This is a genomic window from Ilumatobacter sp., assembly GCF_030065885.1.
Taxonomy (GTDB): Bacteria; Actinomycetota; Acidimicrobiia; order Acidimicrobiales; family Ilumatobacteraceae; genus Ilumatobacter.
The window spans coordinates 1-17734 of record NZ_JASJCS010000101.1; the positions used below are offsets into that span (position 1 = coordinate 1).

Here is a 17734-nt window from a genome sequence, read left to right on the forward strand (position 1 = left end):
CCGTCGCGAGTTGTGTCAGACACAACTCGCGACGAGCTCGCTCGGCGGGGATATTCGCCCGCATCGGGTCGGCGTCGGGCCGTACCATCCCGGTGGGACGGTGCGCCATGAAGATCTTCGTCAGCTACCGCCGGGACGACAGCCGCGACGTGGTCGTCCCGCTCTGTGATCGCCTCGGCGACGCGTTCGGGGACCACAACGTGTTCCGCGACGAGGACACGCTCGCACCCGGCAGCGGCTTCATGGGCGGTGTGATCGGTGGCATCTACACCGCCGATCTGATCCTCGTCGCCGTCGGGCCGAGGTGGCTGACCGTCACCGACAGCCGCGGTCGACGCCGCATCGACGACAAGGACGACGCCGTCCGCATGGAGGTCGGTGGTGCGCTCGCCTCGCGCCGGCCGACGATCCCGCTGCTGGTTCACGGTGCGGCGATGCCGAGTCGCCGGGAACTGCCCCGCGACATTCGCAACTTCGCGAGCCTGAGCGCGCTCTCGATCCCCGACGGTCCGGCGTTCCACGACGCCGTCGACGGCTTGATCGCACATCTCGGTGGTCCGAGGCGTGACCCGACGGTGCCGACCGTGGGCCGCCGCCCGCGCCGCAACGTGGCGTGGACGTCGTTCGAGGGACGGTGGCAGACGCCCGACGGGATGTTCCACGAGATCGTCCAGCAGGGCGACGACCTCGAGCTGAACTCGGCCGGACCCGCCGGGTTCACCATCCGCGGCGTCGGGCAGGTCTCGGGCAACCGGGCGATGATCGACTGCATCGACTCGGGAGGCGGCCGCGGGCGCCTCGTGGCTGCACTGACGCCCGACGGCGCCTACCTGCAGGGCCAGTGGTCGGGCACGAATGGCACCTTCCCGATCCAGCTGATGCGGCGCTGACACGCACGGCCCGCCGCTATCCTGATCGCGCCCCAACCACGGGGACGTAGCTCAGCTGGCTAGAGCACCTGCTTTGCAAGCAGGGGGTCGTGGGTTCGAGTCCCATCGTCTCCACGACCATCGTCATCGCTGCAGTTCTCCTCACGGCGAGGACCGGGTGCTCCTGCTCCACTGCCGCCGCGACCTCCATCGCGATCCGCCTCGAACGCCACGGGCAGGCCGTTGGCACGGATCAGCCACGCGGGATTCCGTACCTCCGGTCCGGCGGGTGTAATTTCGATTCCGAGAAGGTGCATCCACGTGGGTCGACGATCCCGCCCTGGCGAGGACCTCAGCGTGTACAACAGGCGCCGCGCACGCGTCGGCCTCCTCGTCGTCGGCGTGGCCGTCTTCGTGCTCGCGCATCCCGCCGACGCCGCCGACACGATCACCTCGCCCGACACGGTCGGCTCCGTCGGCGCCGACACGTCGATCGTGTTGGATGCTGCCGGCAACCCCGTGATCTCCTACTTCGACGCGACCAACGGCGATCTGAAGGTGTTGCACTGTGACGATCCGAACTGCGCCGGCGTCGAGACCCCGACCTCGCCCGACACGGCCGGCCTCGTCGGTTGGGACACGTCGATCGCGTTGGATGCCGCTGGCAACCCCGTGATCTCCTACTTCGACGCGACCAACGGCGATCTGAAGGTGTTGCACTGTGACGATCCGAACTGTGCCGGCATCGAGACCCCGACCTCGCCCGACACGGCCGGCCTCGTCGGTTGGGACACCTCGATCGTGTTGGATGCCGCCGGCAACCCCGTCATCTCCTACCAGAGCGACAACAACGACTTGAAGGTGCTGCACTGCGACGATCCGAACTGTGCCGGCACCGAGACGCCGACCTCACCCGACAACCCCGCCACCATCGTCGGCTGGGGCACCTCGATCGTGTTGGATGCCGCCGGCAACCCCGTCATCTCCTACTGGGGCGGCATCGACGACGGTCTGAAGGTGTTGCACTGCGACGATCCGAACTGTGCCGGCATCGAGACCCCCACCTCGCCCGACACCGCCGGCTTCGTCGGCCTGTACTCGTCGATCGTGTTGGACGCTGCCGGCAACCCCGTGATCTCCTACCTCGACGGCAACGGCACCAACCACGCCCTCAAGGTGCTGCACTGCGACGATCCGAACTGTGCCGGCACCGAAGCGCCGACCGCGCCCGACACCCCCGGCTTCGACACATCGATCGTGCTGGATGCTGCCGGCAACCCCGTCATCGCCTACCAGGATCTCGGCCGGGGCGGCTTGAAGGTGTTGCACTGCGACGATCCGAACTGTGCGGGCATCGAGAACCCCACATCGCCCGACACCGCCGCCGACTCCATGTCGATCGTGTTGGATGCCGCGGGCAACCCCGTGATCGCCTACCGGGACACCGACAACGGAGACGTGAAGGTGTTGCACTGCGACGATCCCGCCTGCGACGCCACGCTGCCGCCCCCGAGCACCACCACCACGACCACCATCACGACGACCACCACGCCGACCCAGCCGACGACGACCACCGTGGGAGCGACCACCACGACGACGACACCGGTCGTCTCGGCCACGACACAGCCGCCGGCCACGACCGAGCCGCCCGTCATCCTGCCCCCGACCGGCTCGACCGATCGGACTGCCGCCGCCATCGGTGCGATCCTCCTCACCGCAGGCACGGCGCTGCTGCTCCTCGGCCGTCGCAGCGCCACGTAGCCGCTCGCCCGACTGCACGGACAGGCTCGAGCCTGGCCGGGACCCGACCCCCGATCGCACTGGCGGGTCGGCCGGGCTGCGCTCTCCCTCGACCTGCGGGTCGGGAGCTCTACTGGAACGCCGAATTGCCTGCCACGTGCCCGCAACCGGCTTGACAGCAGCGAACCCGGCGCTGATGGTTTCCGCTCAACGAAATAATGATGTCATCACGCGCTGGGCGACCAACTGGAAGACATCCACCGAACTCCAGGGCCGACGGGGACTTTGGTCCCTGTCCCGATTCACCAAATGAACCGAGGATGGAGGACGGAGCTGGTACACGGAAGAGAGGAGGTCGTCGAGACGGCGTCCCGCCGTCGACAGACGTTGCCGGCCGTGATCCCCGGCGCCCCAAGCACACACCTCGAGGCCCCGGAACGACCCGCGACGTCGTGCGTTCATCGTTCCAAGGGAGTTCGAGATGTCACATGGACGTTACCCAGCCAGTCCGAGAGATGGGAGGTCCCGGCGCTCGCGCCGGGCGAGATCGGGCTCGCCATACATGCTCGTCGTCGCAGCACTCGTGCTCGGCGCCTGCGGACTCGCTGTCGCCGAGGGCAACCTGACGTCGTCGCAGAGCCTCGCTCCGATGGGTGTGGAGGCCGAGGCCGATCAGCCGGGCCCCCTGGTCTGGAAGCCCGTCGGGTTCGGCGATGCCGCCAACAAGGCGTACAACCTCTGCAACGACCACGAAGCGATCGAGGCCGGGCTCGACGGTGGGGCGCTTGCCGCCGACCGTCAGGCACTCGGCATCGACTGCGTGACCAAGGGCACCGGTCCCGCGTTCGGCTATCTGATGGAAGACGGCCTCCTCGCGCTCGGCACGACGGCTGCGACGGCCCGGGCCGCCGCAGACGACTTGGCGGCTCACGCCGATGGCGACGGGAGCGACCCCGTCGGTGCCACCGGCACGCGCCTCGGCCACTTCGGTGAGCTTCCCGAACCGGCGGCCCGCCGCTCGGCGGTCAGCCTGGTTCCCGGCTCGCTGACGGTCGGCGACGGCGTCGTGCGGGGTCTGGTCCAGAACGAATCCGAGGACCTCTTCGCCCGCAACGTGCGGGTCACGCTCGGCAAGGGACGCCAGTTCAGGTTCCCCCTGACCGTCCAGCCGGGTGAGGTCGCCCCGTTCGAGATCGACGGCTGGAATGCCGACCGACTCCCCGGATCCGCTGAGATCAGCGTCAAGGCGGCGTTGACCCCTGGCGTCGACGCGGCACGCTCGGTGCTGATCACCGGAGCCCCGGGATACTGGCACGGATCACCGGAGAGCTTCCCGGGTTGGCCGGGGATCTTGTCCGAGCTGCCGGCGACGGACTTCGCCTACTTCGAGTCCGGCGTCGAGGTGGCGATCCCGTCATCGCACGCGAGCGTCGCTGCCGACGTCCGCGCCAATCCGGTCCGCGGCGTGCAGGCGTTCGTCGCCTTCCTCGACGAGGCCGGGGGCGTGATGGACGTCGTGCAACTCGACGTGGTCAGCCTCGCCGGCGAACGTGCTGCCGACGCTGCTCTCGGCGAGAGCCACATGCTCGGCTTCGTCATTCCCGACGAGGCCGCCGATTTCCAGATCTGGGTTGGAGGTTCACAGTGAGACATCTCTCAAGAAGGGCGCCGTACATCCTGGCAGCACTGGCACTCGCTGCCGGCACGTTCGTCGCCGACTCAGGACAGTCGTCCGCTGCGACGACCTACAACGTGACCACCGGCGCGTACAACGGCACGCGATCCGCGGCCAGCACCGTGGTCGGTGAGTGGACCTGCTCGGGCCTCACCACCAATCGACTGGCGGCCATCATGTTGTCGATCCCTGTCTGGGAGATCGCGGGTGGCAGCTCCTCGACGTCGTCGTCACCGATGACGTTGTCGCGATGGGACGGTTGGAGCTCCAGCAAGAATCGGCCGCTGTACTCGCACACCGAGTACCCCAGCTACAAGCGGGCTCACTGGAACCCCGGCGTCGGTCTGTGGCAACTCGACACATGGGCCGCCACGCTCCACCTCAACCACGGTCAGCGAGCGAACGCTCGCACCGGAGGGCTCGAGGTGGCGCGGTACCTGCGCGACGGGTATTGCTCGGGAACATCCACGCTCAAGAGCCGGCTCAACGGCAACTGGTTCGGATGCCGCACCGACAAGTGCTACAACACGTATCTCTCGATGTACAACTCGTCGAACGACTCATTGCGCGTCAACAAGACGAGTGGAAGTCAGTACGACGGTGGGGTCACCAACCGCAGCTGCCGTTGGGGAAGCGGCTCGTCGTGGACCTGCTACTACTACAACACCAACGCGTACGAGGGGTACATGGACGTGACCGACCCCAACGGCGACGGCGCGCGAACCCCGCTGGCCGCACCGTTCTTGTCGTTCACCACCAGCAACATCAAGCGGGCCGCCTGGCTACGCGGTTCGACGGGCTACGACAAGGAGATCGTCAAGGCAGCTCGTACGACCGAGAACGCCCGCTACTCGAGCGTCTACTCGAGCACGAACGGCTGGTATGACTGGACCTCTCTCCAGGTCTGGAAGTGCACCTCATCGTGCTGGTGGTCCACCTGGGGGCCATGACCCCCCAGCGCCGGAGCTCGCCGTCGCGTCGCCTCCGCCTGGTCATCCCGATCGTCGCGGCGATCGGGATGTCGGCTGGCTGCGACAGCGGTGACGAGCTCGACACCGATCCCGACGCGGCGGCCGGCACGAGCTGTGTCGAGCCAGCCGCGTCGGCGGCTGCACCGAGGCTCGACGTCGATCTCGACGGCGACGCACGCAACGAGGTCGTGACGAGCGGTGAGCAGACGGCCGGTGTCGTCCAGATCGACGTGTGCGCCTCCGATCCCGTCGAGCCGTTCGCGTTCGCCGTCGGGAACAAGCCGCTGCAGCTGCACGCCATCGACATCGAGGGCGATGGCAGCTTCGAGCTGCTGGCAGGGTCTGCGGGCGGCTCGTTCCCCTTCGCGGGCACTGTCCTTCGGCTGGATGGAACCCGACTCGTCGACGAATCGGTCGACATCAGGGTCGTGCCGCCAGGAGCGACGGGTCGGCGGGGCGAGAGCTTCGCGTGCGTCGACGTCGACGGCAACGGAACCCGCGAGCTCACGTCACAGACGTACGAGTACGACACCGACGTCTTCGCGGATGCGTCGTCGATCACATGGAGTCGGATCGTCGTGCTCGGCGACCTCGCCGGAGCCGTCGACACCGGGACGGTCGACCCCGCCGAGGTCGACCGGGTCGGCGCCCTCGTCGACGCCACGTGTGGCGACGAGACCCTCTTCTCGGTGAGCGGTTGACCCGACTGTCCCGGGCCACTGGTCACGGCGGGCACGAGCCGACGCGGACCGAGGTGGTGCTCACGCACCTCGTGGGCCGTCGAGCCCGATTCGTCGCCGGCGTGTGGTGACCGGTCTCAGTCGCCCCGGCCGATACCGGCTCGCTTGAGCGTGGCGGCGGGGACGCCGACCTCGCGCCAGGTGCCGTAGGCGATGCCCTTGCGCTCGCCGTAGCTCTTGGCGACGGACACGAAGCCGTCTTCGAGGTCAGCGATGTCGTTGCCGTCGTCGATCGCTGCGAGTTCGGCCTCGAGGTCGCGTCGTTCTTGGATCAGGCTGAGCTCGCCGATCGCCGAGGCATCGGCGAGCGCCTCGTCGATGGCGGCGAGTCGCTGGTTGATCGAGTCGGGTGTGCGCTTGCGACCTCGCTTCGGCTTGTTGCTGCGCAGCGCCTCGAGGTACGCGCGGACCAGGCGTCCCTCGACGCGGCCGTGCTCCATTGCTGCTTTGTGTTCTGCGGTCATCGCCTTGGGGCCTCGCTTTGCCATGGGCCCCAGCGTACGCGCACCGACAGTGTTTGCCCATCACGCAGGGTGATAGAGGCCCGCGGGCCGGTTCGTCGGCCGTCGCCGCCACGACTGACCGAAGCGCCGGGATTTCAGCTCGGGTCGGTCCGGCGACCTCTCGAAATGCCGGCGCGTCGCAGCACGGCGGCGGGGACACCGACCTCGCGCCACGAGGCGTACGCGATCCCCTTTCGCTCGCCGTACGCCTTCGCCACCGCGACGAAGTCGTCTTCGAGCGCAGTGAGATCCGCGCCGACCTCCATTGACGCGAGTTCCTCGGTGAGGTCGCGACGTTCTTGGACGAGCGCGAGTTGCCTGATGGCGTCGGCAGCCGGCAGATCCCGTTCGATCGTTTCCAGTCGCTTGGTGATCGAGGCTGCGGTGCGCTTGCGACCACGTTTGGGCTTCAATGCCCGAATGGCGTCGAGGTAGAGCCGGACGGTGCGTCCCTCTGCACGGCCGCGCTCCATCGCACGTTTCTGCTCGTTGGACATCTGACCCGAACCTCGTCTTGCTGCCATGTCGACCAGCATACGCGGCCTCCAAAGAGCCCATTGACGACACCGAGCGATCAGCGTCCGAACGGACCGAACGATGTGGGTGTAAGCGAACCGGTCGGACGGACACGATCGAGTAACTGTCCCGCCAGCCCAGTCCGGGACCCATCTGCAATCGGGGAGGAGAATCGAGTGAGCTCACAACGATCCGGTGGGCCGGGCCCGGCCGACTCCGGGCGGTGCACGTATCGCGACGATCGGCAGCACCCGCTGCGCCTCGGTCCGCGCACCTCCGGCCGCAGCGGTGCGTCAGACTGTCGGTTCTCGCGGCTCGCCGCTCGCGCCGATCGCGAGATCGACCGCTATCTCGAGATCGTGCGGACGGTGCGTGACACCCCGCAGCCGCAGGCCTCGATCGACGAGCGACCGAGTTGGGTCCTCTCGCAATCGGCGTTTGTCCGGCACGCCGCGGCGTACTCGGCACGAGCTCACATCGACCATCAGACGTGGCACGAGTTCGGCGTGGCCGACACGGTCCTCGCCCGCGCCGGCATCCCTCGATGAGACCGACACCCGAGCAAGTCTGAGCCGTCCGGCGCTCACCGAGAGCTCGCGGCGGCGGGCAGCTGGTACCACCCCCGGCCCGCCGCCGCAGCACCTCGGCCACCTGCGCTCCACGCCGGTGCCGGGGCATCACCGGCGGCGTGCCCGCCGCACGGGTCGATCGGCACCCCCACGCGTAATAGCGCCGTCTCCGCGGACACCGCTGTGTGATGACTGGGGTGGTACCTGTCCGTGGACGCTCATGCATCCACAACACAACGTTGTCCACAGCGCGTCGGATTCCGACGGCGTGCCGTGGGGGTTTCTGGCGCCTCGCGGGGTCGGTCGGGCCCCAGCTCATCGGGACATTCACACCATGAGCAAAGGACACGACCATGATCATGACCACGCGATTCGTTCGCGCCATCGGGCTCGCATTCCTCGCCGCGCTGCCCGTGTCGACGACTGCGCAGGCAGCCCAACCCGCCGAAGCAGCACCGGCATCGGACGCGATCCATGCCACGTTCGAGGGCAAACATCTCGACCTCTCCACGTCCTGGGGCGACGCCGGCGCGTGCATCGAGCTCGGCGACCGCATCGACTGCTTCCGGACCGAACGCGAGCTCCTCGCCGCACATCCGGCCGCCGGTGACCCGGCGGGACAGCGGCCGGCACACAGCTCGCGCTCCTCGTCGTGCTCGAGCTCCTTGCGGCTGTATCGCTGGAACGGCTACGGCGGCGGCACCCTGTATCTCACGTCCCGCAACATCTGGCTCAACCTCGCCAACTACGGGTTCGACAACGACACCAGCAGCTACAAGGTCGGCGCCTGCTCGTCGGTGTTCCGATCCGGATCCTCGGGGAGCGGTTCGACCTATCCCGGGGCCACGTGGGCCTGGGCCAGGTCATCGACGATGATCTCGGGCTGGAACAACGTCGTGTCGAGCGTCTACATCTACTAGTACCGCATCCACCGACGGCGGCCCTGTTCGCCGGCCCAACGCACCGCGGGCATCGCTCCGGCTTCCTGGAAAGTGCGTATGGCGCTTCCGCGTCGCCGCGCCTTGCCAGCGGCACGCTGGTTCGGCGCATAACAGTGCAAACGTTGCCGGACACGGCGCTCGTCACGCGATCGGGTGTGCCCGGTCCGAGCCGGGTGTATCGAACGCACGATCAGACGGCAATGAGGTCCACAGCGTCGACGGTCGGCGTGACTCGCTGCGCCGACCGTCGACCTGTGGAATCCACGCGATTCTGGTAATCGCGGCCCGAATGCGGACATTGGACCATGATGGCTGGGGTGGTACCAGGCAAGGACGATCAACGTCGTCGCGCCTACGAAGACCTGTTCCGCGCCAACTACCGAGCGGTGCAAGGCTTCGTGCAAGCCCAGTACCCCAACGTCGACACCGCCCAGGTCATGTCCAACACCTTCGAAATCGCGCTCCGCCGCTTCGAGGACATTCCCCAAGACGCCGAACGCGGCTGGCTCATCGGTGTCGCGCGCAACTGCTGCCGCAACGAGCTCCGGGCCGAGCGGCGCCGGCGCCGACGCCTCGCGGAGGTCGCATCGCTCCAGCGCATCGACGGCCCGAGCACCAGCCCGATCAGCGGGCTCGATCTCGACGCCGTGCTCACGGCGTTCCGGCAACTGCGACCCTCCGACCAGGAGGTCATGCTGTTGGCCGAATGGCACGGCCTCCTCGGCCGCGACCTGGCCGCGGCGCTCGGGGTCAGCCCGTCGGCGGCCGCCGTTCGGCTGCATCGAGCTCGCCAACGGCTGCGGAGCCTTCTCGACGAGGACGGGGGTGAGCGATGAGCGACCGCGACGACGAGATCGCCAACGCCCTGCGAGACCTCCGGCCGCCGTTCGACGACGGCTACCTCGACCCCGGCGACGATCCTGCCGCAGATGCGCTCCTGAGCAGCCTGCTCGAGCGGCAGCCGCATGCGCGGCGCCGGCGCCGGCGCCGCTGGCTCGCAGGTGGCATCGGCGGTGTGATGATCGTCGGCGCCGGTACCGCCGCAGCCGTCCTGCTCACCCGCGAGCCCGACGACCCCACGGTCATCGGCTGCTACCGAGACGTCGAGGTCGACACGGCCGACGTGTTCGCACTGCCCGCCTCCTCGCAGCTCAACGCGGCCGACCAGTGCGCACCGCTCTGGGAGAACGGCACCTTCGGCGACACCGGTGCGCCTCCGCTGACCGAGTGCGTCACCGACGACGGGATCACCGCCGTCCTGCCCGGCGACACCGGTGTGTGCCAGCTGGTCGGGTGGGACGCGGCCACGCCGAGATCGAGCCTGGACTCGGTCCCGCCCGCGACCGACCTCGCCGCCAGGCTGATCGAGCGATTCGTCGACCAGTGCTACGACCGCGACACCGCGACACGCGTCGCGGAGGACGTCCTGGAGCAACTGGGGCTCGACGACTGGTCGGTCGTCTCCGACAGCGGCGACACGGGCCGCTGCTTCGGCCCCGCCGTCGAGAGCGACCAGCGTCGGGTGGTCCTCTCACCGGTGCCGTGACCCACCCTGGCTCCCCGAGGCGTTCAGCGTCGGCCGTCGGGTGGTGCTCGCTCGACGTCGCTGCGGTCGTGAGCGGTGGTGGGGCGGACGACCAGGAGGGCGACGGGCACAGCGGCGAACAGTGACAGGCCGGTCAGGCTGATCGCCAGATCGCCGGTCGACAGACCCTCGGTGTTCGCGAGGTGGTACACGAGGTGTGGCACGCCGCTGACGAGCGCGGCGGCCGCCGCAGTGACGATCAGTTGGCGCGACAGCGTGATGGCGGCGGCGACGACCAGGACGCCGAGCGCGAGGTAGAGCCCGCCGACGTCGCGGACCAGGTGCTCGTTGTACGGACCGTCCACCCTGACCCACGCCCGGCCGAGACCGGGGAAGTCGTCGTAGAACGAGCGCGGCGCGAACTGCGCCCACACGCCGATCTGGAGCGAGACGATCGCCAGGTATCCCAGTGCGATCCGTTGCCCGGCATCGACGGTCATGCGAGCTCGCTCCAGGCGTCGACGGCGCGTCGGGTCGGCGACCACGACGTGGCGTATTGGAGCGCGGCCGACGAGATGCGGTGGGACCGAGCCAGGCTCGCCGCGCCCTCGCCACCCGCCTTCTGCGCCAGCTTCGGCAGGCCGCGCAGGCGCCGTCTGCCCACGGCCGTGGCGAGCGCCCTGCGATGGTCCCGGCGCGGCAGCGGCTCGGGCTCGGCGACGTTGTAGACGCCGGCCGGCGCGTCGAGCGCCGCCAGCACAGCTGCCGCTGCGTCGTCGACACCGATGAACGAGACGAACGCATCGTCGTCGCCGAACACGCCCCACACCCCCCGGCGCGCCATGTTGGCGAAGGACAGCAGGTGGGCGCTGTCGGGTGCCGTGAACATCGCGAACCGGAGCACGACGCCCGTGCCCCCGGCGTCGGAGACCGCACCGGTCGCCGCCTCGGCGTCGGCCGTCGTGCGGTTGCCCCAGAAGCACGCGCACTCGGTCGCCTCGTCGAGCCACCGGTCGCCGCCGTCGACGTACGGGAACGTGATCGATTCCTGGACGTAGCGGCCGGCGCCGGTGTCGATGGCGGCGGCGCTGAGGTTCGCGGCGGCTCGCGAGCGCAGGCGGTCGTTCACCGCCCAGCCACGCCTGGCGGCGGCGGACGCGCCGGTCGGGATGTTCGTCGCGAGGTGCGCGACGGCGTCGTGACCGTCGACCGCCCGTCGCACGGCGACCGGATCGAACAGGTCGACGGTCACGGGTTCGGCACCGGCGCGCCGCACGGCGTCGGCCTTGTCGGCGGTTCGTGTGACGGCCGTGACCGCATGCCCGGCCTCGATCGGCACTGGTAGGGCACGCCGGCCGAGCACGCCCGTCGCGCCGGTGACGAACACGCGGCTCACGACAGCACCCCGATCACCCAGTTCACGGCCCGCTGCTGCTGCTCGGGCGAGACCGACGTGTCGAGCTCGGCGACGAGGTCGCCGATGGTGACGTTCCTCAGCTCGTCGCGCCACGCGGTCTCGGCGCGCCACATCGCGCGGGCGATGCCGCACGGCTCGACGTAGTGCTCGGGCCCGACGGCGCTCGGTCCCTGCTGCCGGATCTCGGTGCAGCGGAACGCCGGTGCTTCACCCTCGACGGCGACCACGACGTCGAGCAGCGTGATCTCCGTGGCGGGGCGCGCCAGGCGGTAGCCGCCCCGCCGGCCCGGCGCCGTCTCGACCACCCCGGCCCTGCTCAGCGCCTGCAGCTGCTTGGCGAGGTAGGCGGGCGGCACGGCGTGGAACTCGGCGAGCCGACCGGCCGGCAGCGCGACATCGGGCGGCAGCGACCCGAGCACCGTGCAGCAGTGCAGTGCCCATTCGAGTCCGTCACTCAGCTTCATATTCGGATAGTTTATATCCGGATATGAGAACTCCGCAAGGGGGTGGGTCGCGCTCGACGGCCCGGTGACGCTGCGCTACTCGGCGAGGAGGCGGTAGGAGCCCACGAGCGTGGCCGGCTGCGGGTTCGGCCCGAGGCCGGGCTCGCAACGCTCGGCGATGCCCTCCTGGAAGGCGGCGAACGCGGCGGTGCTCGCGAGCGGGTTCTCGTCGCCCTCGACCTCGGCGATGTGCACGAACGTGCCGTCGGCGAGACGGAACGTGGCGTAGCGCAACCCGCCGGGGTCGGTCTCGGCGAGCTCGGCGAACACCGCCCCGACCAGCCGCTGGTTCTCGTCGGCCCGATCGGCCTGGGGCGTGTAGCGAACGACGATGGTGCTCATGTGGGGCCTCCTGCTGCCTCGACTGCGCCGGACATCTTCGTGGAGAAGACGAACCGGATCGAGCCCGATCGACATTCGATCGGCGACCGGCGTCGTGGCGTCGGTACTGTCGGCGCATGAGCGAACGAGGACCGATCATCCCGCCGGGCAGCGAGCCGTTCTACGAGCGGTTCCACTTCGCCCCTGCGTTCCGCGTCGGCAACGCGGTGTACGTCTCGGGTGTCATCGGTACCGGCGACGACGGCAGCGTGCCCGACGACGCCGCGGCGGAGTTCACGCAGGCCTTCGCCAACCTCGGAGCGACGCTCGAAGCGGCCGGGACCTCGCTCGCCGACGTCGTCGACATGACCTCGTTCCACGTCGACATGAGCGAGACGTTGGGCTCGTTCATGGCGGCCCGCGACGCCGCCATGACCGCTCCGTGGCCGGCCTGGACGGCGATCGGCTGCACCGAGCTCGCGATCCCCGGTGCACGCGCCGAGGTCAAGGTGACCGCCGTCCTGCCCGAGTGAGTCGGCGCACGGCGGCGCCCGCGGTTCAGCCGTCGTCGACGAGGAGCACGGTCGCGTCCTCGTCGTCGAGCACGTAGATCCACCCGGCGTCTCCGTAGGCGGCCAGCCCCTCGACGCGCCGGCGTCCCTCGAGCGTGCGGACGACCTCGGTGCCGCCGGCGTCGAGCGCGAACCTGACGTGACGGTACGGGGCGGCCCGGAGCTTCCGGCCGGCGAGATCGCGTTCGGTGGGCCCCGTGATCGCGTGGAGCGCACCGGCGCGGGCGGTGAGCCCGCGACAACCCGACGGCCGTTTCGGGCTCGCGTCGACGTCGACCGGCTGGAGGCGCGCCGGTCTCCTCGCGAGCTCGTCGGCCGACCACGCCGCCGAGGTCATCAGCTCACGCGCTCCGTCGATCACGAGCAGCAGCGGGCGGCCGAGCTCGTCGACGGGCCACCTCAGCCCAACGACGAGGTCGTCGCCGATGAACGCCGCGCCCTCGAGGTTGACCGGCGCCATGTCGGCCTCGACATCCGCGCCCGCCTTGCGAGACCGAACCATCCGCTTGCGGACCCGGCCGTGCGCCTCGAGCAGCGCGTGATCGCCGGTCTCGACCGCGCCGTCGACGAGTCGCACGAGGGTCGTACCCAGATCGAGCACGTCCGCCGGCGCGCCGAATCCTGCCGATCCCGGGTCGCTCGCCACGTCGTCCTCCCCGAACCGGGCGACGAACGAACGTCGCCGGTCGAGGGTGCCCTTCGGCCCGAAGAACGCCGATCCGAACACGAACACGCGACCATCGGCCGCGGCCAGCGCTTCGGCATCGGTGACGCTCGCCGGCCCGCCTCGCAGCTCGACCGGGAGCAGCTCGAATCCCTCGTCGCCTCGCTCGCCGCCCGGTCGCACGATCGAGACCATCCCGCCGAGCCCGGCCTCGTCGTGGGCCAACCACCACGCCGACGCGGCGCCGAGCCGGGCGAGCAGCGGTGGCGACGAGACCGGCAGCAGCGCCGATCCTTCGTTGACGCGACCGCGCAGACGAACCCGTCGGAGTTCTCCCACAGCGGGCATCGTAGGGTCGCCCGGGACCGCCGTCGTTCGGCGGACGGCGAGCCGGGACGACCGGCTCAGGAGTGGCGCGTGAAGACCGGCTCGGCCGGCGTCGATCGGTCGGCGTCGTAGCGGTAGCCGAGGCCGTCGTAGTCGCGCAGCGCCCGCGCCGACTTGACCCGGTTGCGGATGATCCAGCCGGCCATCGCGCCTCGCGCCCGCTTGGCGAAGAACCCGATCACCTTGAGGTCGCCCGCGGCGTCGGGGTCGAGGAACTTCGGCGTGATGACGGTGCCGTCGAGACGATCGGGCCGGACCGACCGGAAGTACTCGGCCGACGCCAGGTTGACCAACACCTTCGCACCCGGGCTGGCGGCGAGATCGTCGTTGAGCCGGTCGGTCACCTCGTCGCCCCAGAAGGTGTAGAGGTCACCGCCGGTGGCGTGCTCGACCTTCGAGCCCATCTCGAGGCGGTACGGCTGCATCAGGTCGAGCGGCCGCAGCACGCCGTACAGGCCCGACAGGATCCGCAGCGTCTTCTGCGCGTGCGTGTAGTCGCGCTCGGTGAACGTCGCCGGGGCGTCGAGGCCGTGGTAGGTGTCACCGTTGAACGCGAACAGCGCCGGGCGGGCGTTGGTCGGGGTGAACGGCGGCTCCCAATCCTGGAAGCGCTCGAAGTTGAGCTCGCCGAGCGACGGCGAGATCGACATCATCGACGACAGCTCGTCGGGCGACTTCTCGCGCATGATCGACACCAGCTCGGCCGACCGGTCGAGCATCGTCGGCTCGCTGAACTTCCGCGTCGGCAGCTTCGACGCGTAGTCGAGCGACTTCGCAGGAGAGACGACGATCAACACAACGCACTGTCTAGTGAGGCGCCACGCCGCTCACAACTCGTGCGGGGTCGTCGGTCGACCACCGCCGGGCGACCACGGTCGGGCGACCATCACCGGTCGACCATCGCCGGTCATGGCGACTGGATGCCCTGGCAGTTCTCCCGACCGAGGCTGTCGACGAGCAGCGGCGTCTCGGTGGGCACCGTGCTCGGTACGCGCCTGAATCGCGTTCGCTCGTCGTTCATCCACGTGCGTGCGTCCTCGAGCACGACGCGAGCGCCGACGAGCGCAGCGAGGCGCTCGGGATCCCGGGGATCCTCCCCGAACCCGATGAGGCAGGCGCCGAGATGGTCGAACACCTCGTCGAACGCGCGGTCGGACGCGGTCCGGGGTCGAGACGCCTCGTCGGTGGCGATGCGACGCCGCCGCCGACCGGTTCGGGCGTCCGGCCGGTGCCGTACGCTGACGACGTGATGGCGGACCGTGGTCGAGGCCGCAGGCCGGGCGCAGTCGCGCTGGCCGTGGTCGTGATCGTGGTGCCGGCCGCGGCGTTCGCGGTCGTCGCGGCGATCGACGACCCGGCCACGGTCGACACGCAAGCGGTGCGCGGTGAGGCGTCCCAGGTCACGCCGACCGTCCCCCCACCTCCCGGCTGCCGGCGGGTGATCGTCATCGGCGACTCGCTGATGGACAACGCCGAGCCATGGCTGCGCGCCGGTCTTCGCGACGCCGGCTTCACGTACTTCGTCGATGCCGAGCCGAGCCGGAGGATTCCCGAGCGCGTCCGCGCCCCGAAGAGCGGTGTCAAGGCCGCTCGAAGCGTTCGGGCCACGTGGGGCGAGGCCGACTGCTGGATGATCGCGTTGGGTTCGAACGACCTGATCTTCGGCGGCGGCGACCCGGCGACGGCCGACTCGATGATCGACGAGATGCTCGGCGCGACCACGCCCGACGCACGCGTCTGGTGGGTCAACGTCGACTACCACCGTGATTCGCGCACGTCGTTCGACTTCCCTCGGGCAACGGCAGTCTTCAACGAGCGCCTCGACGCGCGCGCCGCCGCCGACCCGGCCTTCACCGTGATCGACTGGTACTCGTACGCCGAGGCCAACCTGAACTGGTTCTTCGACCCGGTCCACGTCGACCGCACCGGCAGCATCGCCCGCGCCGAGCAGGCCGTCGCCGCGCTGCCGCGTTCCGGCCCGTAGCGAGCCGAGCGCGGCGTCAGCTCGTCGGCTCTGCCGAGACCTCGTGCACGATCTCGACGAGTTGCGCGACGGTGTCGATCCGCTCCTGCAGCGGACCGCCGACCTTCGCCTGCAGCGTCTCGATGCCGGCGTCGCGGTAGCGCCGGACCCGCTTGGCGACCATGTCCGGCGTACCGAGCAGGTTCGTCTTGAACCCGATGTCGAACGGCACCCGCGCCGCCGCCTCCTCGCGCCGGCCGGCCTGCCACAGGTCGTAGACGGCGGCCACGTCGTCGCCGTAGCCCTGCTCGGTGAACGCCCGGTTGTAGAAGTTCTGATCGGCCGTGCCCATCGCACCGATCGTGAACGCATAGCCGTCGGCATGCCGGCGACCGGCCGCCTCACCCGACGCCTCGTCGGGCGTGAACTCGACCGCCACCGGCATCACCAGCTCGAGCTCGTCGATGGTGCGTCCACCTCGCACGCAACCCGCACGGATCGCGTCGAGGAACACGTCGGCGTGCTCGGCCATGAACGCGTTGCCCAGCCAGCCGTCGGCGATCTCGCCGGTGAGCTCGAGGCTCTTCGGGCCGAGCGAGGCGATGAACATCGGGATCGGAGGTTCGGTGGGGGGCGCCATCGATCGGATGCCACGACCCTCCCCGTGCAGCGGCAGCCGGTAGGCGCGGCCGTCGTGCACCAGCCGTTCGCCGGCGGCGACCTTGCGGACGATGTCGATCGTGTCGCGCATCGCTGCCAAGGGTCGCTCGAACGGGACGCCGTGCCAGCCCTCCATGACGCGCGGCCCGCTCGAACCCAGACCGAGGAGCAGCCGGCCGCCCGACATCGCCTGGACCGACATGGCCTGCATCGACAGCATCGCGGGCGATCGGGCGCCCACCTGCACGATCCCGGTCGCGAGGCGAATCGTCGACGTGCGGGCAGCGAGGTAGGCGAGCGGTGTCAGCGCGTCGTATCCCCAGGCCTCGGGGACCCAGACCGACGTCGCGCCCAGCCGCTCGGCCTCGACGACGAAGGTGACGTCGTCCTCGGTCAGGCCCGACGCGCTCACCCCGACTTGCATGCCGACCGACAGTAGGCGTGGCCCACCGAACGGCGTCGAGGTGGACGCGAAGGCGAGCCGCACCGGGCGCGCTCGCACCGCGTCCGTGAGCAGGTGATTAAGGTCGCCGCAGCACCGCTGATCGTCCCGTGGGGGAATCGTTGCAGCACTCGAATCGCACAACCAGGGCCGAGCCATCGCCGCGACGGATGAGGCCGCGAAGGGCTGCGCTGTGACGCTGACCGACACGCTCGCCCAAGAGCAACCGCCGCCCGAGGATCCGGATCCCCGGCCGTCGCGGCGGGCCTCGCTCGCTCCGCTCGTGGGCCTGGCCGTGCCGTTGCTGGCCGTCGTCGCCGCGCTCACGGTCGGGGCGATCATGCTGCTGGCGCTCGGCGCCAACCCGCTGCGCGGCTACGGGGCGCTCCTCGACGGCGCGTTCGGCGGCCGCGACGCACTCGCCGACACTGCGCTCAAGTCGATGCCACTCCTCCTGGTCGGCGTCGGGATCTGCATCGCGTTCCGGACCGGTGTGATCAACATCGGCGGCGAGGGTCAGATCATCGCCGGCGCGATCCTGGCGACGGTCGTCTCCCTGGCGATCCCCGGCACGCCCCGCCTGCTGCTGGTGCCCATCGTGCTCGTCGCCGGCGGTGTCGGCGGTGCGATCTGGGGTGCGATCCCCGGCGCGCTGAAGGCCTACGCGGGCGTGAGCGAGATCCTCTCGACGATCATGATGAACATCATCGCGGCGCAGTTCCTCAGCTTCCTGCTGCAGGACCTGCTGATCGAGGA

General features: G+C 69.8%; 22 protein-coding genes and 1 tRNA gene. 13 read left to right on the plus strand and 10 right to left on the minus strand.

Translation table 11 applies throughout. The annotated features are described in order from the left end of the window. Positions 1 to 107 precede the first annotated feature (107 nt). From QNJ12_RS18155 to QNJ12_RS18180, 6 genes are all read left to right on the plus strand, one after another. Positions 108 to 890: a toll/interleukin-1 receptor domain-containing protein gene (locus QNJ12_RS18155; RefSeq protein ID WP_300624764.1), complete on the plus strand. Its 783-nt coding sequence runs from the start codon at positions 108 to 110 to the stop codon at positions 888 to 890. A gap of 40 nt (positions 891 to 930) precedes the next feature. Next, positions 931 to 1004: transfer RNA gene (locus QNJ12_RS18160), tRNA-Ala, on the plus strand. Between the two features lie 186 nt (positions 1005 to 1190). Continuing rightward, on the plus strand, positions 1191 to 2630 hold the full coding sequence (locus QNJ12_RS18165; RefSeq protein WP_300624766.1) for a hypothetical protein: 1440 nt from the start codon (positions 1191 to 1193) through the stop codon (positions 2628 to 2630). A gap of 541 nt (positions 2631 to 3171) precedes the next feature. Beyond that, positions 3172 to 4257: a hypothetical protein gene (locus QNJ12_RS18170; protein ID WP_300624768.1), complete on the plus strand. Its 1086-nt coding sequence runs from the start codon at positions 3172 to 3174 to the stop codon at positions 4255 to 4257. Next, complete coding sequence (locus tag QNJ12_RS18175; protein WP_300624770.1) at positions 4254 to 5234, plus strand: hypothetical protein; 981 nt, start codon at positions 4254 to 4256, stop codon at positions 5232 to 5234. The genes QNJ12_RS18170 and QNJ12_RS18175 overlap by 4 nt, the downstream gene beginning before the upstream one ends. Next, the gene (locus QNJ12_RS18180) at positions 5231 to 5956 is read left to right on the plus strand and encodes a hypothetical protein (protein ID WP_300624772.1); all 726 of its coding nucleotides are present in this window, start codon (positions 5231 to 5233) and stop codon (positions 5954 to 5956) included. The genes QNJ12_RS18175 and QNJ12_RS18180 overlap by 4 nt, the downstream gene beginning before the upstream one ends. Before the next feature lie 116 nt (positions 5957 to 6072). On the opposite strand, the gene QNJ12_RS18185 is transcribed toward QNJ12_RS18180, so the two are convergent. Both QNJ12_RS18185 and QNJ12_RS18190 read right to left on the minus strand, forming a co-directional pair. Beyond that, the gene (locus QNJ12_RS18185; RefSeq protein WP_300624774.1) at positions 6073 to 6483 is read right to left on the minus strand and encodes a hypothetical protein; all 411 of its coding nucleotides are present in this window, start codon (positions 6481 to 6483) and stop codon (positions 6073 to 6075) included. 110 nt (positions 6484 to 6593) lie between these two features. Then, positions 6594 to 7022: a hypothetical protein gene (locus QNJ12_RS18190; RefSeq protein ID WP_300624776.1), complete on the minus strand. Its 429-nt coding sequence runs from the start codon at positions 7020 to 7022 to the stop codon at positions 6594 to 6596. Between the two features lie 168 nt (positions 7023 to 7190). On the opposite strand from QNJ12_RS18190, the gene QNJ12_RS18195 reads away from it, so the two are divergent. The 4 genes from QNJ12_RS18195 to QNJ12_RS18210 all read left to right on the plus strand — a co-directional run bounded on the left by QNJ12_RS18195 (position 7191) and on the right by QNJ12_RS18210 (position 10070). Next, positions 7191 to 7562 (plus strand): hypothetical protein, encoded by a 372-nt coding sequence (locus QNJ12_RS18195; RefSeq protein ID WP_300624778.1) that lies wholly within the window; start codon positions 7191 to 7193, stop codon positions 7560 to 7562. Between the two features lie 374 nt (positions 7563 to 7936). Continuing rightward, positions 7937 to 8503, plus strand: coding sequence for a hypothetical protein (locus tag QNJ12_RS18200; RefSeq protein ID WP_300624780.1), 567 nt, complete (start codon positions 7937 to 7939; stop codon positions 8501 to 8503). 338 nt (positions 8504 to 8841) lie between these two features. Continuing rightward, positions 8842 to 9360, plus strand: coding sequence for a sigma-70 family RNA polymerase sigma factor (locus QNJ12_RS18205; RefSeq protein ID WP_300624781.1), 519 nt, complete (start codon positions 8842 to 8844; stop codon positions 9358 to 9360). Next, positions 9357 to 10070 carry a hypothetical protein gene (locus QNJ12_RS18210; protein WP_300624782.1) on the plus strand — a complete coding sequence of 238 codons (714 nt, stop codon included), beginning with the start codon at positions 9357 to 9359 and terminating at the stop codon, positions 10068 to 10070. Before QNJ12_RS18205 ends, QNJ12_RS18210 begins: the two co-directional genes overlap by 4 nt. 23 nt (positions 10071 to 10093) lie before the next feature. Here the strand turns inward: QNJ12_RS18210 and QNJ12_RS18215 are convergent, their stop codons facing one another. The 4 genes from QNJ12_RS18215 to QNJ12_RS18230 form a co-directional block, all read right to left on the minus strand. Beyond that, a complete protein-coding gene (locus tag QNJ12_RS18215) occupies positions 10094 to 10549 on the minus strand; it encodes a DUF4345 family protein (protein ID WP_300624784.1) in 456 nt (151 codons plus the stop codon). Continuing rightward, positions 10546 to 11445 (minus strand): NAD(P)-dependent oxidoreductase, encoded by a 900-nt coding sequence (locus QNJ12_RS18220; RefSeq protein ID WP_300624786.1) that lies wholly within the window; start codon positions 11443 to 11445, stop codon positions 10546 to 10548. The genes QNJ12_RS18215 and QNJ12_RS18220 overlap by 4 nt, the downstream gene beginning before the upstream one ends. After that, complete coding sequence (locus QNJ12_RS18225) at positions 11442 to 11930, minus strand: Rrf2 family transcriptional regulator (protein WP_300624789.1); 489 nt, start codon at positions 11928 to 11930, stop codon at positions 11442 to 11444. The genes QNJ12_RS18220 and QNJ12_RS18225 overlap by 4 nt, the downstream gene beginning before the upstream one ends. Positions 11931 to 12005: 75 nt before the next feature. After that, on the minus strand, positions 12006 to 12311 hold the full coding sequence (locus tag QNJ12_RS18230; protein WP_300624791.1) for a hypothetical protein: 306 nt from the start codon (positions 12309 to 12311) through the stop codon (positions 12006 to 12008). 116 nt (positions 12312 to 12427) lie between these two features. Between QNJ12_RS18230 and QNJ12_RS18235 the strand changes: the two genes are divergently transcribed. Further along, complete coding sequence (locus QNJ12_RS18235) at positions 12428 to 12823, plus strand: RidA family protein (protein WP_300624792.1); 396 nt, start codon at positions 12428 to 12430, stop codon at positions 12821 to 12823. A 25-nt stretch (positions 12824 to 12848) separates the two neighbouring features. Here the strand turns inward: QNJ12_RS18235 and QNJ12_RS18240 are convergent, their stop codons facing one another. The 3 genes from QNJ12_RS18240 to QNJ12_RS18250 form a co-directional block, all read right to left on the minus strand. Then, positions 12849 to 13865 carry a hypothetical protein gene (locus tag QNJ12_RS18240; protein WP_300624794.1) on the minus strand — a complete coding sequence of 339 codons (1017 nt, stop codon included), beginning with the start codon at positions 13863 to 13865 and terminating at the stop codon, positions 12849 to 12851. Between the two features lie 65 nt (positions 13866 to 13930). Further along, complete coding sequence (yaaA, locus tag QNJ12_RS18245; protein ID WP_367281811.1) at positions 13931 to 14710, minus strand: peroxide stress protein YaaA; 780 nt, start codon at positions 14708 to 14710, stop codon at positions 13931 to 13933. Positions 14711 to 14820: 110 nt separating this feature from the next. Then, a complete protein-coding gene (locus QNJ12_RS18250; protein WP_300624798.1) occupies positions 14821 to 15048 on the minus strand; it encodes a hypothetical protein in 228 nt (75 codons plus the stop codon). A 114-nt stretch (positions 15049 to 15162) separates the two neighbouring features. Here QNJ12_RS18250 and QNJ12_RS18255 point away from each other — a divergent pair, with 114 nt between their 5' ends. Next, a complete protein-coding gene (locus tag QNJ12_RS18255) occupies positions 15163 to 15897 on the plus strand; it encodes a hypothetical protein (RefSeq protein ID WP_300624799.1) in 735 nt (244 codons plus the stop codon). Positions 15898 to 15913: 16 nt separating this feature from the next. On the opposite strand, the gene QNJ12_RS18260 is transcribed toward QNJ12_RS18255, so the two are convergent. Continuing rightward, complete coding sequence (locus QNJ12_RS18260; protein WP_300624800.1) at positions 15914 to 16960, minus strand: LLM class flavin-dependent oxidoreductase; 1047 nt, start codon at positions 16958 to 16960, stop codon at positions 15914 to 15916. 211 nt (positions 16961 to 17171) lie between these two features. On the opposite strand from QNJ12_RS18260, the gene QNJ12_RS18265 reads away from it, so the two are divergent. Then, the coding region (locus QNJ12_RS18265) for an ABC transporter permease (RefSeq protein WP_367281812.1) at positions 17172 to 17734 on the plus strand (563 nt) is incomplete at its 3' end.